Source organism: Franconibacter pulveris, from assembly GCF_056780215.1.
The window spans coordinates 2,008,543-2,023,583 of the sequence record NZ_CM165555.1 but is presented as its reverse complement, the minus strand read 5'-3'; the positions used below and the strand labels follow the sequence as shown (position 1 = coordinate 2,023,583).

Here is a 15,041-nt window from a genome sequence, read left to right as displayed (position 1 = left end):
TAAACCCCGGTAAGCCCGGGGTTTATTTTTATTAAGATTTTACTTATTTAGGTTCTTCGTTAACCGCCAGCGCTGCGGCTGCCGCTTCGCGGCTTGCTAATACGCGCTCGACCGTATCCACAACCGCCTGCGTTTGCGGGTCGATTTCAATATTCACGCGCTGCCCCAGCTTTTTCGCCCCTAACGTTGTACGCTGCAGCGTTTCAGGAATTAAATAGACGCAAAAACGCGTCGGCGTCACCTCGCCCACCGTCAGACTAATGCCATCCACGCCGATAAAGCCTTTGTGCAGAATATACTTCATCAGCGTCGGGTCCTGTAATTTAAACCAGATCTGCCGGTTATTTTCCGAGGTCAGGATTTTAGCGACTTCCGCCGTAGTCATAATATGCCCGGACATTAAATGACCGCCGATTTCATCGCTGAATTTCGCGGCTCGCTCAATGTTCACCACGTCGCCTTCCTGTAAATCGCCCAGGTTAGTGATGCGCAGCGTTTCTTTCATTAAGTCGAAGCTGATGCGGTTGCCGTTTATTTCCGTGACAGTCAGGCAACAGCCGTTGTGCGCAACCGAGGCGCCGGTCTCCAGCCCCGGCAGGAGCGCCTCCGGCAACTCCACAACGTGGGTGCGAAAGTTCGGTTTTTCATCAATGGCGACCACTTTACCGGTGCCCTGCACAATGCCTGTAAACATATTAACCACTCCTGAATTCGATAAAACGGCGGTTTTTCGCCGCCACCTGCATATTGAGCACAATAACAGTTGGAAATTCTCCTTGCCAGCCTGTAGCGGGAATAGCGCATTATTTCACTGGCTTAATAGTGAACTCCCGCTACAATAGTCTGACTCATTCCCCTGCAATTTCTTCTTGCTGCCAGTTAAGGCGGCTTTTTTGTCTTTCAAATAACTACAAAATACAGGTGTTCACGTGCAGAAGTATTTCATCGAAGCGCGTCAGTTATTAGCACTGGCAATCCCGGTGATCCTTGCGCAAATCGCCCAGACGGCGATGGGATTTGTCGATACGGTTATGGCGGGCGGATATAGCGCCACCGACATGGCCGCCGTCGCTATCGGTACCTCTATCTGGCTACCAGCCATTCTTTTTGGCCACGGCCTGCTGCTGGCGCTTACGCCAACCATCGCGCAGCTTAATGGCTCCGGTCGCCGCGACCGCATCGCGCATCAGGTGCGCCAGGGCTTCTGGCTTGCCGGTATGGTATCCGTACTGGTGATGGTCGTGCTGTGGAACGCCGGCTATATCATTCACGCCATGCATAATATCGACCCGCAACTGGCGGATAAAGCGGTCGGTTATCTGCGGGCGCTGCTCTGGGGGACGCCGGGTTATTTATGTTTCCAGGTGGCGCGTAACCAGTGTGAAGGCCTGGCAAGAACCAAACCCGGTATGGTGATTGGGTTTATCGGTCTGCTGGTGAACATTCCGGTTAACTACATTTTTATCTACGGCCATTACGGTATGCCGGAGCTTGGCGGCGTGGGTTGCGGCGTGGCGACCGCAGCCGTTTACTGGGTGATGTTCGCCAGCATGCTGTTGTATGTTAAGCGCGCTCACGCGATGCGCGATATTCAACATGCGCAGCATTTCGGCAAACCGGACTGGGCGGTCATTAAACGCCTGACGCAGTTAGGCTTGCCGATTGCGCTGGCGCTGTTTTTCGAAGTTACGTTGTTTGCCGTCGTGGCGCTGCTGGTTTCTCCGCTCGGCATCGTCGATGTCGCCGGCCATCAGATAGCCCTTAACTTCAGCTCGCTGATGTTTGTTTTGCCAATGTCCCTTGCTGCGGCAGTCACCATTCGGGTGGGATATCGTCTGGGTCAGGGATCGACGCTGGATGCGCAGACATCCGCCTGGACGGGCATTGCCGTCGGCGTCTGCATGGCCGTCGTCACCGCGATTTTTACCGTGGTAATGCGCAAACATATCGCCCTGCTCTACAACGATAATCCGCAAGTCGTGGCGCTGGCCTCGTTCCTGATGCTGCTGGCGGCGGTGTACCAGATTTCCGATTCTATCCAGGTCATCGGCAGCGGCGTGCTGAGGGGATACAAAGACACGCGCTCCATTTTCTTTATTACCTTTATCGCCTATTGGGTGCTGGGTTTGCCGAGCGGCTATGTGCTGGCGCTGACCGACCTGGTGGTGGAACCGATGGGGCCTGCGGGGTTCTGGACCGGCTTTATTATCGGGTTGACCAGTGCGGCGATCATGATGCTATGGCGCATGCGCTATCTTCAGCATCAGCCTTCGTCGGTTATTTTGCACCGCGCGGCGAGGTAATCGGCGGCGCTGCGCTGACCGTCTCAGGGGCGAGTGCTGGCGCCGCCCCGTTATGCGCAGCGGCGTGAGATAAACAAGGGGTGAAGCTTTGCGTCCACCCCTTTAATACGATGCGCAGACGCGCGCCGCCACCGTAATCCGATCACTTTCTCATCATTCTGTGCACTTACGCGGCAATCGCGCTAAATCTCCTGAAAAATTACCCTTTTGCTCTTGCCAGCCGCCGGGGCTGCCGTTAATATTCGTCCCCGCTGTCACATAGCAATGCGTTCATAGCTCAGTTGGTTAGAGCACCACCTTGACATGGTGGGGGTCGTTGGTTCGAGTCCAATTGAACGCACCATCTTCTTAGTGCGTCCGTAGCTCAGTTGGTTAGAGCACCACCTTGACATGGTGGGGGTCGGTGGTTCGAGTCCACTCGGACGCACCAAATCAAATCGTCCCTTTCTTTTCGATTTCTCGCGTTTTCTGCACGCTTTCCCGCAAAGCTCGTTTTATCGCTGACGTTTTTGCTTAAACAAGCGGATCACGGCCTCGCGTCGGGAATAGACTGCCATTTGCCCAATACGCCGAAGCCGAGTCCTTTGGTTCACTTGCCGCTAAAAGCTTCCAGGCAAGCTATTGCGCCGCCCCGCCCTGACGGTCCTTCAGCAATGCGTAACGGCTCAATAGCTGCTGCAAATGCATTTCTGTCTGTTGATACAGCGCAGCAGGCGCAACCGCATTATTTTGCTGCGCATCGATCTGACGCAGCTGCTCCTCCACCGGCGGGGTTGCCGACAGCGATTGCTGGATGGCAAACACCATTGTTTTTAGTTCGCTTGCCGTTAAATATTTGCCGCGCCGCTCGTCCAGGGCGTTAAGCCGCTGCGCCAGCTGTTGCAATTGTTCCATACCCTGATGCCAGCCGTTAAGGCTCTCCTGCGTGGAAGCCGCCGCCGTTAATTGACGCTGCCATTGCTGAGAAAGTTGCTCAACCGCTGCGTCACCGGGCTGGAGAGTGTGCGCCTGCGCTACCAGCAGTCGGGCGTAGCGGAACGTCCAGTCCGGCGGCAGACGGGAAAGTCGCACCAGCTGTCGCGCTGTTCGCGCTGCGATATTCGCCGGCGCGCCCTCTTGTTTCAGCTTTTGCTGTTGCTCGCGGGTCAGGACTTGCGCAAAAGGCGCGAGCGACGCGTTTAACTTGTCGCTCAGCGGCTCGGCGCGGTTGAACAGCCGCCACCCTCCTGCCGCCGCGCCCATCGCCATCAGCATAGCGAGCATCCCGGCGACAAAGGGTTTTACAGGCGATACACGGCTATTTTCAGTCTGCGCCTTTGCCGCCGGCTCAGGCTGGGCCACAAACACCCACCGCACGGTGTCCTCTTTTTCAGGCAATACCGGGTCATTCAGCGCGCAAATTGGTAAGGCACCCCCGGGGTCAGAAGAGGTTTCGCCAGCGTCAGCGTTACTGTTCTCCAGCCGCACTGCGGCGTTGTGCAGCTGCGTTCGCAGCGTTTCCAATTGGCTGAGATGTTTAAGCTCGAGTCGCTGAAGCACCTCTCCCGTGCGGGTAAGATGCTCCTCAGCCTGATAGAGTTCGCTCAAATCCGCCCATTTAAACGTCAGCGTACGTAGCGCTTGCTGGAGGCGCTGGCTCAGGCTGCTGACAATTTCCATTCTGGCATGGACCGGCTGCGGCCAGAGATTTTCCCAGTGGTAGCTGATAAGCGCTTCCAGCATAGCCAGCCCTTCGTTCAGCCCGAGCAGACCCGCAAGCCGGGTGCGAGCGAGCGTATACCAGGCGGTGGTTTGCAGCTCCACGCCATTCAACTCAAACAGCGACAGGCAAAGTTGTTCGACTTTACGCCAGTCCACGTCGGGCCGCGCCGGGTGAGACAGCTTGCTGAGCTCTTCGTGAAGCAGGCGGTGCCCGGCAAGCGGGCGGGGGTCGCCGCCTGTTTTCAGGCGACGCGGGGTAACAGGCATCGTAAATTCCTTAATTAAGGTGACAGCGCGGCGCAGGCGTTAAAAATACGCTGCATGTCGTTGAACACGGCGAAAATGAGCGGGTTTTTCTGGTGATCCTGCTGTAAATGCAGCGCCCTTCAACGTTGTCATCGCGTATTTCTTACAGGGAGGAGGCATTATATTGTGTAGGCATAATCATTTATCTTTAAACGGTTGTAATATCGGCCGGGTATTATGAGCCTGACTCGACTCCAGGAGCATAATTGCGATTTCCCCTTCCGTGATTGGCATAAGACGACAAAGCAGAGAAAAGCGCTGCGGTTATCCACACCGCATCTCATCGCATCCGTAACGATAATTACGTCTTTCGCCAGGTTATTACGACCAGACATTTACCTGCTTCGCTTTTGGAAAATAATAAATGCAAAAATATAAAAAGCGTTTGCAAATAAGACTTGCCAGTGCGGCCTTTACCAGCCCTTGTCGGCAACACAAAAGATAAGCGCAGCAGGCTCGCCGCGCTGCTCCTGTTTTCTTATAGTAATCATTGCCGTATCGTAACACCTAAGGTTTTACTCAAGTAAAACAAATGCATGTAAGGCGCTTTTTTCAGATTCTGTCTAAGCTTATTCAAGCAATCGCTCTCACGTGATAATCCATACGGCCAATTATCCCTGTTAGCGGCAAACGGAATTTTTGCTTAATGACCGTGGCGGGGGCCGGCCCCAAAGCCGTTTCCGCTCATGGCCCGCCGCCCACAGAACAAACAGAATTAATCATTAATCGCTTCACCCCGAGAATAAATACCGGGCAATTATTTATGCCAATAATAAATATGAGAATGTTTTAATAAAAAGCCCACTGCGAATCGAAAATATCCACCGCATCAGGACGACGACATTATTCAAATAGCGTAAGGAGTGAATATGAATGGCAAACAGCGGGCTTAACCCCGCCGCCAGCAACGGGAAAGAAGAACAGGCAAGGGGCTTACTTTATTACAGCAACACGATAGCCTGCCGTCGTTTCTTTGACAATGGGACGCAGCGGCAGGTTAGCAGAATGATTTTATAAACGATGCCGCCTGCGTTGAGCCGGCTCGTCTGCAAGCGGCATTTCTCAATCGCCCGTACGCAACCGGCTACCAGGCGCACTGTTAGTCTATTTACTCTCGCTCTGCACCACATAACGCGTTGCCGCAAAGCGGTTGAGGATGAGGTGCACCAGAAAGACCATCGTCAGCGTCACCAGCAGCGATACTGTCACAGAGCTAATGCGGTAAAGATCACTAAAGACCAGGTCTTTATCCGGGTGCATATTCTGGCCGAACATAATGCCAAGCGTGGTAATGCAGGAGAACCCGACGCCCGCGCCCACTTTCTCCATCACATGCAGCCGGGCGCTGAAGGCGAAACCGAGCGCGATAAGCGGCATCATCAACAGCATATGACTGCTGTGATCGTAAAGCACCAGCTGCACCACCAGGATATAAAGACACCCCAGCACCACGCCAACCACCCGCCATATTGAGCTCAGCACCGCGCCGCGGTAGCTCATCGGAAAGAGGATAAGCACGCCCGCCATCAGCGCCGAAAGCGAATCGCTCAGGTCGCACATCTGGAAAACGACAAAATTGAGCGTCGCCACCGTGCCGGAAAGCAGCGACTCATGGCGCACGCGGGCGGCGTCTTTTTCAATCAGCGGCGGACGCCCGCGCGGCTCCACATCCGGCAACAGATAGTGCATCAGCGCGCTCAGGCACACCGCCAGCACGCTGGCTTCCATATTAGAGAAAAGCAGCGTATGCCAGTCGTTGCCCGGGTAGCTCATAAAGTTGAGCATCGTGCTCTGGCAGACTACGCCCATTGAGCCGAACAGGAATAGCGGCCCCTTGCTCATAAAGCGAAAACGCATGACATAGAGCGCAAACACCACGCCGGTCATGATGAGCGGCCACTGCGAAAGCCAGCCGATAATCAACACCATCTCCACGCAATTGATAGCCGCGCTGAAGATAAACTGCTTCGCCACATGGCGGTTAAACACCGGCACCAGCGAAAGCAACATGATCGGGTAGACCACGAAGAAAACGCCGTACTGCACGTTGTAAAAACTCGACAGACTTAGCGCCATCACCCCCGCCACGACAATGCGCAGCGTCTGACGAAAATCATTCGCCGTGTAAACGATATTGCCATGGGGGGTGAACACCCGCGCCAGCGTGTTAATAGACATAATGCAGCAGGCTCACCAGACGAATTTGCAGCCCGGAGAAAAAGCGGGCGAATGGCCCTTCGCTGTTATAGAGCTGAACGGTCGCGCGAGCGCCGGTCGGCAGCGATTTCGGCAGCGGCTCGTCGAGCGCGACGTGAATGCGCATACGCTGTGCGTCGCGCACCCAGCGGTTGGACTCTTCCGGCTGTGAAAGCTGGCCGTTCACCGCTTCCTGCCCCGCCAGGATGCCCGCGTCGTGGCTGGTGACGTGCGCGTGAAAAACGTGGCCCGGCAGCGCATCGAACACCACGGCGGCATCGGTTCCATTCTGCGTATGACGCAGACTTTTCTCCCGGAAATCGGCCACGATATCGGTCTGGTTGCTCACCAGCGCCAGCGCCGGCGAGCCGGCGGAAGCGTACCAACCGGGGCTTAACTGCATGTTGCTCACCATACCGTCGGCTTCGGCGCGAACTTTCGTCCAGCCGAGATTAAGCTGTGCCTCTTCCAGCGCATTGCGGTATTTCTGCAGCGTTACGTTGCGGCTGTCGTCGCGCTCGCCGCGCGCAATCGTTAGCTCGCGGATTTTCGCCGCCAGTTCATCTACCGCCTGCTCGCTGGTCTGCCAGGTGGTGCGCGTTTTATCCAGATCCTGCTGCGAGACGTTCTGCTGGCCGCTTAAGCGCAGATAGCGCTCAAAGGTCACTTTGTCGTTATGGGCGGTGAGCTGGGCGGTTTTTAAGCTCGCCTGCGCGGCAAGGATTTGCGCATCCAGCTGCTGATTGGTCAACTGCGCCTGTTGCAGCGCGATTTCCGCCCCCTGCACCTGGTTAAGGAAAGGCGCCGGGTCCAGCTCAAACAGCACATCCCCCTTTTTCACCGGGCTGTTGTTATGCACGTGCACGGCGGCGACATAACCCGATACGCGTGAGGAGACAGGCGTCACCACGCGCATTACGGTGGAGTCCGGCGTCAGCGGGATCCAGATATCCGCCAGGATGAAGTAAACAAACATCAGCAGAAAGGTGGCAATACTAACCCTTACCCAGCGGGCAAATTTTTGTTCCGGAGTCATCATGATTATTTAATTGTTATGGCTATCTTCTTCGCGAATCGTCCGCAGATTGCGCGCGATGTGATTTAAGGTTTGGCTGAACGTTTCCATATCCAGCGCGGGAATGTTTTGCGACACGCGAGCCTGGTAGGTTTCAATCACCTGTTTCAGCCTGTTTAGCACCTTCTCCCCTTCGGGAGTCAGCTTCAGCAGGCGGCAGCGTTTGTCATAAGGCGATGTGGCGCGCAGCAGGTAGCCCTGGCTTTCCAGCTGTGTCAGGGTGCGCATTAGCGGCGGCAATTCGATGCCCTGTACTGCCGCCAGTTCGCTTACCGAGACGTTATTCCCCAGCTGGTGAAGCTGCATCAATACCGTCCAGCTTGACTGCGTCAGGCCAGTATCGGTAATAGCGTGATCAATCGTGGCGCGCCACTGGCGCACAATCATCGCCATACGCATGCCCATCGGCCTGCTGGCGAAGCGTTCATCTTCAGTCACGGGTTTTCCCTCCGGTAAGCGGGCAGGAAAAATAATACTTATCAGGGTAGGTATCAAGAAACAAAGAAGGAATAAAGCATGGATTGTATAAAGCGGGCGATATAAAAGAAGAGGCGCCCAAAGCGCCTCTTTAATGATGAAATTTACGAACAGGTTAATGCATTTGCCAGTTAAAATCCTTTATGGCAGGCAATGTCCATCAATTCGCCCTCGGAAGGCGAGCCGTAAACATATCCCGTATACCAGTTGACATAAACCCGCTGGCCATTACTGGGGTTTGTTTCCTTTGTCCAGTCCGATTCAATAGGGCTGGAATGGCCCCAGGAATACTGACTAAGCGCTCCCCACTCTCCCCACAACGATCCCACTGCGCGCGTTGCTTTCCCCTCAATTTGACCATTGGAAAGCACCGTGTAGCTTGGCACCTCCAGGTTTTCCTCCGCGCAATAACGCTCTGCGTCCGACGGGTTGGTGCTGCTATGATTCAGCTCCTTGATCCAGTGTTGTAAGGTAAAGGTATACGTCAAGGGTTGGCCGCCCCATTTCGGCATAGCGGTAACGGTAACGGTATTGCTGCCGCTTTCCGGCGTTGCCACCATTTGCACTTTGCCGGTGGTATCCGCTCTTATCCATTCATAGTGATCGGTAGACCAGGTGTAATTGGCGTTATTGGCAACATCATCGTCAATGACCAGTTGGAAAATCGCTGTGCGAAAGCCGGTCTTAGGGAAGCCGCTTACCACGTCAAAAGTATGGCCGCCAGCAACTATCTGGGTAAACGCCTGCGCATAGAATGTCACCGTATTTTGCTGTCCGCTGTCTTGCGGATTGACAGTCGCACGGGCCGTTACGGTCACTTCTTCACCATACAGATCGGTGAGCGAGACCACCGCGTTCCCCGAGCTATCCGTTATGGCGGTTGTCGCGCTCAGCACTCCCTTGCCGGTTTTGCTAAAGGCGACCTCGCTGTTTGCCACCGGCGCGCCGCTGCTATCAGTCACCGTCGCCGTAAAGGTAATGGGGTTGCCATTGGCATCTTGTCCCCAGCGGCTTGGCTGCAGCTTCGTGACGTTGATGACCAGAAAGTTTGCCTTTTTGGTTAACGTGCTGGCGTTATCCAGCGTCGCAGTAATATCAACGTTCCCTCCGATGTTGTCCGTCATCGTGACGTGCGCCTGACCATTGGCGTCCGTAATGCCCGACGGGGTCAACACCACGGAGCTTCGGCTCGCGCTCCAGGAGACGTTCTGCCCCGGCAGGATATTGCCCTGCGCATCTTTAACCGTTACCGTCGCCACATTTTGCGCGACCCCATCGGCGCGTACGTTATCCGGAGAGATAACCATGTCGGCGATCGTGGCGGTTGATGTATCGGCAATAAACTGGCTGACCGTCGATTTGTTATTTCCGTTGGGCAGACTGGCTTTTAGCGTAACTTGCTGCGCGACGGTATCCGTAAAGGTGACGCTGGCTTTACCTTCGCTATCCGTTTTTCCGGATGGCGAGAGTTGCACGGTCGTTTTATCGGCAATCCAACTCACATCCAATCCGGACACCGGGTTTTTCTGACCATCGACCACCTGCACGGTAGCCTTGTTCGCCGCGACGCCATTGGCCTTGCTGCCATCGACATCCAGCGTCATCGTCTGAATCGTGGCGCTGGACGCGTCAGCGACAAAGGTCATCGGTTTACTTTGCGTATCGCCATTAACAGCGGCGCTAAGGGTAACTTGTTCCGCTTTAGTGTCGGTGATCGCAACCGTCGCCGTACCATCGGCTGCCGTTACGCTCTCTGGCGCGGAGGGTTTCCCGTTTCCGGTGACAGTCCAGGTAACGGTCAGCCCGGAAAGCGGGTTGCCATTAGCGTCCACGACTGTCACCTTGCCGGCATTGGTCGCCGCGCCATTCGCCAGCGCGCCGGATGTGACGGCCAGCTCGCCAATTTTCGCGCTGCCGTTATCGCCAACAAAGGTACTGGACTTCGTCTCGCTGATAGAAGAGCCAAGCTGAACGCGCACGTTAACGGCTTCCGCTTTGGTATCGGTGAACGTTACGCTTAATTTACCGTCACCATCGGTGTTGCCGATTTCAGTGGACAGACGCGCTGAGCCGCTAATGCTCCATGTCACGGAAGCATCAGGAACAGGGTTATTGTTATTATCGGTGACAATAACCGTCGCGGAGTTGGTATCGGTACCGTTAGCCAGCGCTCCGCTGGTTACGCTATAGCTTTTAATGTGCTCGCTTGCGGTATCTGCGACAAATGACGACGAGGCGGTGAGGTTCTGTCCGTTATCAAGTTGCGCTTTGAGCAGGAAAGTTTGGGCGACCGAACTGGTATAGCTGACCGTAGCCTTTCCGCTATCGTCTGATTTTCCGCCCGACGCAAAAACGACGCCTGCTTTGTCGCTGCTCCAGGTGACTTCCTGGCCGGCGAGCGGGTTGCCCTTAGCATCCTTAACATACACTTCTGCGGTATTTGCTTGCGTACCGTCGGCGGGGCTGCCGTCTTTGGTGACGTTTAAATTTTGCAACGTCGCCGTCTGCTGGTCAGCAACAAAATGGCTTTGCGTCGTCAGGTTACTGCCATTATCCAGTTGCGCTTTAAGGGTGACGGTTTCGGCAACCGTATCGGTAAAGGTTTCTACCGCTTCACCTTTGTCATCCGTAACCGCATCAGACTTGAAAGAGACGGTGCCTTTATCAGACAGCCAGTTCACATGCATACCGCTAACCGGGTTGCCGTTGGCGTCTTTAACGGACACCTTCGCGGCGTTAGTCGCTATGCCGTCTGCCACGCTATTGTCCCGGATCAGGGTCAGCTCCTGCAGCGAGGCGGAGCTGTTATCGGCAACAAACTGCTCGACTAACTGCTGGTTGTCGCCATTCTCAAGCGTTGCGGTCAGCGTTACGCTTTCTGCAACGGTATCCGTGAAGACGACGTGCGCTTGCCCTTGCCCGTCCGTTTGCGCCTTCACGTTCCCTTTCGCTTTTCCTCGTTTTTTCGCCTGCGTTGAAAGAAATGCGACGGTCGATTTGTCCGCTGCCAGCGAAACCGTCATGCCGCTAACCGGGTTGCCGTTGGCATCCGTTACGGTTACCAGGGCGGTATTTGGCGTCGAGCCATTGGCGGGGCTGCCGTTAGTTACGGCGATGAAACTGGCTATTTTCGCCCCCGCCGCGTCAGACACAAAGGTGCTTTGCTGCTCGGCGGATAACTCGCCGGCATTCACTTTTAGCGTCACCTGCCCGGCTTTGTCAGAAACAAATTCCGCACGGGCCTGACCTTTCTCATTGGTTGCGGTATCAGAAACCTTCAGGCGCGCGGGTGCTGAGAGCGTCCAGCTCACTTTGGCATTGGCGATGGGGCGGTTATTCACATCGGTAACCGTTGCAACTGCGCTGTTAGCCATAGCGCCATTCGCTACGCTGCCGTCTTTATCAGGCGTTAACGTTAAATGACTGACCGTGACAGGAACAAAATGGCTTGCCTGAGTCGCCGATTTGGCGCCGCTGGTGGCCGTAACCTGTACGGTTTCTTCAGCAACGTTAGTCAGGTTTACCGTTGCCACCCCCTGGCTATTCGTGACGGAAGCAAACGCACTCAAGGTCGCCGAACCCGTTACGGACCACGCGACAGGCGCATTCGGCACTGGCGCGTTATCGCTGTCCGTGGCGACGACTTGCACCGTGTTTTGCGCCAGACCGTCAGCAGGCGCGTTGTCCGTTATAGCCTGTATGACAAGCTTATTAACGCCTTCAACCCGCTTTTTCTTATACTGAAGAATGATTTCATTATTGCGTTCAACCAGGTCGTACCGGCTTCCCGCCAGGGTGCGCAGCAGACGCACGTTATCCGGATCAAGCTGCTCACGCCAGCTTTGTCCGGGTTGATAGCGCAGATTGAGCTGAAACTGAGTATCATCCATGGAATCCTGCCCTTTGCGGTAGTTAGCCGCCAGGGAGATCAGGGGCACTGGGGTATAACTCAGGCCCACCGTCACGGCAGAGGGGTTATTTTGCAGGTGATCGGTATCGAACAGCGCGACATCCTTGCCATAATATTGTTCATAGACAAGCTTCGCCCCCATCTGAGGCCAGGCGGGCATGTACCCTTCCGCTCTGATGTCAAAGCCATCGGCCGGCTTTTCATAGTACCCGTCTAAATCACGGGAATCGTGCCATTGCGAGGTGCCGATATAATTGTTAGCGCTAAGCTTCAGGTAGTTGGTCCACGCCTCGGCGCCGAAACCGATGCGGCGGTTTTTACCGGTTAAATCATCATCGAAAAAAACGTTGCCGCCTAACATCCAGTTTTCAATATTGTAAGTGCGAACGCCGCTACCTATATTGCTGGTTACTCTCCCCTCCGGCGCACGCAGGCCAAATTGAGTAAACCATACTGATTTCGCATTATCGTAAAGGGGCAAAAGCATATCAAACGAGCTTTGATCCCAATTGCCATCATTATCGACATTCAAATCCAGCCGGGCAGTGCCAAACTGATTTAGCCATTTTTCAGCATCAGACGCCGCTTTTCCAACCGCCATTGCTTTAGCCGAGCTTTCAACCCCGTCCATACCGTCGTTAGCCATTATATTAGCGAATCGACTTACCGGTTCTGAATATTCAATGGGATCGCTTTCCAGATTATCTTTCGCTGCAACAGAAGGCGTGGAAAAGGAAGCAATAATTGGGAACAGCGCCTGCAAGCCGATCTGCCCCCAGGCAAAGATTTTGATGCTGCGATCTCTTCCTTTAAAAAAAGAATACTCCATCTTTTTAACCCTAAGATTTATATACTCACAAAGTGTTATTAACACCGCGATTAAAATTCAAGCTCGCGTCCGCTCCGGATGGTGCTGATAAGCCAAATACTCCTTTCAGATGATTCCAATAAAACATGCCCCTTCAAACAACAAAAATATATATAAACCTAAAATCATTTCGCCCACAAATATTCCGTCATTAAAATACAAAATTGGCATGAATTTATGTATAAATATTTAAATCAGCAATAATATATTAAGTCTAAAGCCGTCTAATATGACTCAGGTCTTTTAGTGCATCGTTGAAAAGCAAATTTTGCGCTCCACGCCAACTTTTAATTGTTATCGTACTGGCCAGGAAACACAGACAGTGAATGCATGGTAATAGACAAACTCAAAAATTTTTCGCCACTGGGATGATAATTGCTTAGGAAACAAACATTAAGGGAGATAAGAGTATGAGTTTCTTGTTAACGAAAAAGCTAAAGTATTTTATGACAGTGATGGAAAAGCGTTGCTTGACCAAAGCCAGTGAGGAGTTGTTTATCACGCGTTCGCCTTTGGGAAAAGCAATTAATGAGCTCGAAGCCATACTCGGCAATAAATTATTTATCCGACAGCATGGTCAGCTTGAGCCGACCGAGTTTGCATTAGCCATACATGCCGAAACAGAACCACTTTACAGAAGGATTGTTGAGCTTGAAAAACGTCTGACGACAGTCAATGTGTCAGGGGACATCACTATTATCTTTGATAGTCACTATCCCGGCAACCTCATGGATGTCATTACATGCAGTTTAAAAAACAGCAGTATCAAGTGCCATTGCAGTACGATGGAGTTAGAGCAATCGATGTTTGATAATAATGAATTTGACAGAGATACGCTGATTATAAGCCATCGTAGTTATGAGCATGACGGAAGCATCTTATCCGAATGCCATCCCAGCAGTGGTCTGGTCTTACTCATGAGTAAGGAGATAGAAGAACACCAGGAAAGGCTATCATGTACGCCCATTTTGCTAAGACAAAATACCGACAGTTACGCTCCTTATATTATAAAGGAACAACTGGAACCGCTTTTTGGCACGCCATTAAAGGTAAGGTTTCATAAAGGCACGCTTGTCGACTTCTTAATGATGACGGCAAACGGCGAAGGCTTAATGATACTGCCGATCAAAGTCTGTGACTTACTGAAGGTAAACAGAAGCAATGCCATCTTCCTGAATGATTATAGATTCAGAACATATTATTACCAACCCTTTGCGAAGAAGGCTGGAAGCCAGACGGATAAGGCGATAAAATACATCAAGGATTTACTGTAATATTATTTTGAGCGCTCATATTAAAACCCAGACGGCAGCGATTTTATTTTTTTAAGGCGCCCACGCTCTATAATAATATAATTGCCTTTTTTCAATTCAGAAAGCACCATCATGGTTCCACTCTTCGAAAAACCAGACCGTCTGGTAATATAATCGCAGACGTTTACCTGCCCGCGCAATTCAGGGTTATTGTCAATCTCCCTTAAATAATATTTAATAACGCTGTATAAATCACAAGATAACATAACTTGTAGCTTAATATTTAACAGCGAAGCTGTGTACTGCATTATAAAATATAAATCCTCCCATAAGTTAGACGCTGAAATAAAACTATAAAAATCGCTTCGCTTACAAAGCAAATAAGAAAAGCGACTATCACGTGTAAATTCAAGATCAATATAGTTAAGTTCAGGCAATAAAAAAATAATATATGGTCCGGTCATTTGACCTAAAATAATTTTGTCGCTATGCCGCTGTAACCCCCACTCACCCTCAATAATCACCATTACGCTATCATTATCAAGTAAGCCCATATTCTCTTTATTACCATCAAATACCCGTACGCGTGAAATAATACTCACAGAGCACATTAATTTATTTACAATATTATTGATATGCTTCTGCGGCTTATCCATAACTGCTCCGTACTAAGTAATATTCCTATAAGAGAATTTACTTGCGCAACGGGAAGTAATCAACGTTCATAATATGGTTATACAAAAAAAGTTTTCAAAGATGTCAAAAAACCTCAAAATATTTCAAAATGTTTTATCGCATACTGGCAACGCAGCTTCAACGCTGAGAGCTTATTTAGATCTTTCTCAAAAAAATTACAGGCCAGCCGTCCCTGCGGGAAACAAGCGTCACAGATGATTACTTATTAACTGCGCCATTCCAGCGTCGATTCAATCGTGTAGAAGCGTGCAGGAAG

Annotated in this window: 9 protein-coding genes and 2 tRNA genes; 4 read left to right on the top strand and 7 right to left on the bottom strand. The window is 52.3% G+C overall.

The genetic code is table 11. The annotated features are described in order from the left end of the window. Window positions 1–43 precede the first annotated feature (43 nt). Window positions 44–694, bottom strand: a complete 651-nt coding sequence (locus ACU4F7_RS09625) for a riboflavin synthase (protein ID WP_024557690.1) — start codon at window positions 692–694, stop codon at window positions 44–46. A gap of 235 nt (window positions 695–929) precedes the next feature. Here ACU4F7_RS09625 and mdtK point away from each other — a divergent pair, with 235 nt between their 5' ends. From mdtK to ACU4F7_RS09610, 3 genes are all read left to right on the top strand, one after another. Further along, window positions 930–2,303 (top strand): MdtK family multidrug efflux MATE transporter, encoded by a 1,374-nt coding sequence (gene mdtK, locus ACU4F7_RS09620; protein ID WP_481638519.1) that lies wholly within the window; start codon window positions 930–932, stop codon window positions 2,301–2,303. A gap of 266 nt (window positions 2,304–2,569) precedes the next feature. Further along, window positions 2,570–2,646, top strand: a tRNA-Val gene (locus ACU4F7_RS09615). Between the two features lie 10 nt (window positions 2,647–2,656). Then, a tRNA-Val gene (locus ACU4F7_RS09610) sits at window positions 2,657–2,733 on the top strand. 188 nt (window positions 2,734–2,921) lie between these two features. Here ACU4F7_RS09610 and ACU4F7_RS09605 read toward each other — a convergent pair. The 5 genes from ACU4F7_RS09605 to ACU4F7_RS09585 all read right to left on the bottom strand — a co-directional run bounded on the left by ACU4F7_RS09605 (window position 2,922) and on the right by ACU4F7_RS09585 (window position 12,797). After that, window positions 2,922–4,271, bottom strand: a complete 1,350-nt coding sequence (locus ACU4F7_RS09605; protein WP_481638518.1) for a VasL domain-containing protein — start codon at window positions 4,269–4,271, stop codon at window positions 2,922–2,924. A gap of 1,143 nt (window positions 4,272–5,414) precedes the next feature. Beyond that, window positions 5,415–6,488, bottom strand: coding sequence for a DUF2955 domain-containing protein (locus ACU4F7_RS09600; protein WP_029592701.1), 1,074 nt, complete (start codon window positions 6,486–6,488; stop codon window positions 5,415–5,417). Further along, entirely contained in the window at window positions 6,478–7,545 is a 1,068-nt protein-coding gene (locus ACU4F7_RS09595) for an HlyD family secretion protein (protein ID WP_481638517.1), read from the bottom strand. The genes ACU4F7_RS09600 and ACU4F7_RS09595 overlap by 11 nt, the downstream gene beginning before the upstream one ends. Before the next feature lie 6 nt (window positions 7,546–7,551). Then, a complete protein-coding gene (locus ACU4F7_RS09590; RefSeq protein ID WP_029592699.1) occupies window positions 7,552–8,019 on the bottom strand; it encodes a MarR family transcriptional regulator in 468 nt (155 codons plus the stop codon). Between the two features lie 170 nt (window positions 8,020–8,189). Next, window positions 8,190–12,797, bottom strand: coding sequence for an Ig-like domain-containing protein (locus tag ACU4F7_RS09585; protein ID WP_481638516.1), 4,608 nt, complete (start codon window positions 12,795–12,797; stop codon window positions 8,190–8,192). Between the two features lie 449 nt (window positions 12,798–13,246). On the opposite strand from ACU4F7_RS09585, the gene ACU4F7_RS09580 reads away from it, so the two are divergent. Further along, window positions 13,247–14,110, top strand: coding sequence for a LysR family transcriptional regulator (locus ACU4F7_RS09580; RefSeq protein ID WP_481638515.1), 864 nt, complete (start codon window positions 13,247–13,249; stop codon window positions 14,108–14,110). Between the two features lie 20 nt (window positions 14,111–14,130). On the opposite strand, the gene ACU4F7_RS09575 is transcribed toward ACU4F7_RS09580, so the two are convergent. Next, window positions 14,131–14,745: a helix-turn-helix domain-containing protein gene (locus tag ACU4F7_RS09575; RefSeq protein WP_481638514.1), complete on the bottom strand. Its 615-nt coding sequence runs from the start codon at window positions 14,743–14,745 to the stop codon at window positions 14,131–14,133. Between the last annotated feature and the right edge of the window lie 296 nt (window positions 14,746–15,041).

What these genes read in the sequence shown, in the direction of transcription:
- ACU4F7_RS09605 (WP_481638518.1), bottom strand. Translation starts at nt 4,271, where the DNA reads ATGCCTGTTACCCCGCGTCGCCTGAAAACAGGCGGCGACCCCCGCCCG.
- ACU4F7_RS09575 (WP_481638514.1), bottom strand. Translation starts at nt 14,745, where the DNA reads ATGGATAAGCCGCAGAAGCATATCAATAATATTGTAAATAAATTAATG.
- ACU4F7_RS09625 (WP_024557690.1), bottom strand. Translation starts at nt 694, where the DNA reads ATGTTTACAGGCATTGTGCAGGGCACCGGTAAAGTGGTCGCCATTGAT.
- ACU4F7_RS09580 (WP_481638515.1), top strand. Translation starts at nt 13,247, where the DNA reads ATGAGTTTCTTGTTAACGAAAAAGCTAAAGTATTTTATGACAGTGATG.
- ACU4F7_RS09600 (WP_029592701.1), bottom strand. Translation starts at nt 6,488, where the DNA reads ATGTCTATTAACACGCTGGCGCGGGTGTTCACCCCCCATGGCAATATC.
- ACU4F7_RS09595 (WP_481638517.1), bottom strand. Translation starts at nt 7,545, where the DNA reads ATGATGACTCCGGAACAAAAATTTGCCCGCTGGGTAAGGGTTAGTATT.
- ACU4F7_RS09585 (WP_481638516.1), bottom strand. Translation starts at nt 12,797, where the DNA reads ATGGAGTATTCTTTTTTTAAAGGAAGAGATCGCAGCATCAAAATCTTT.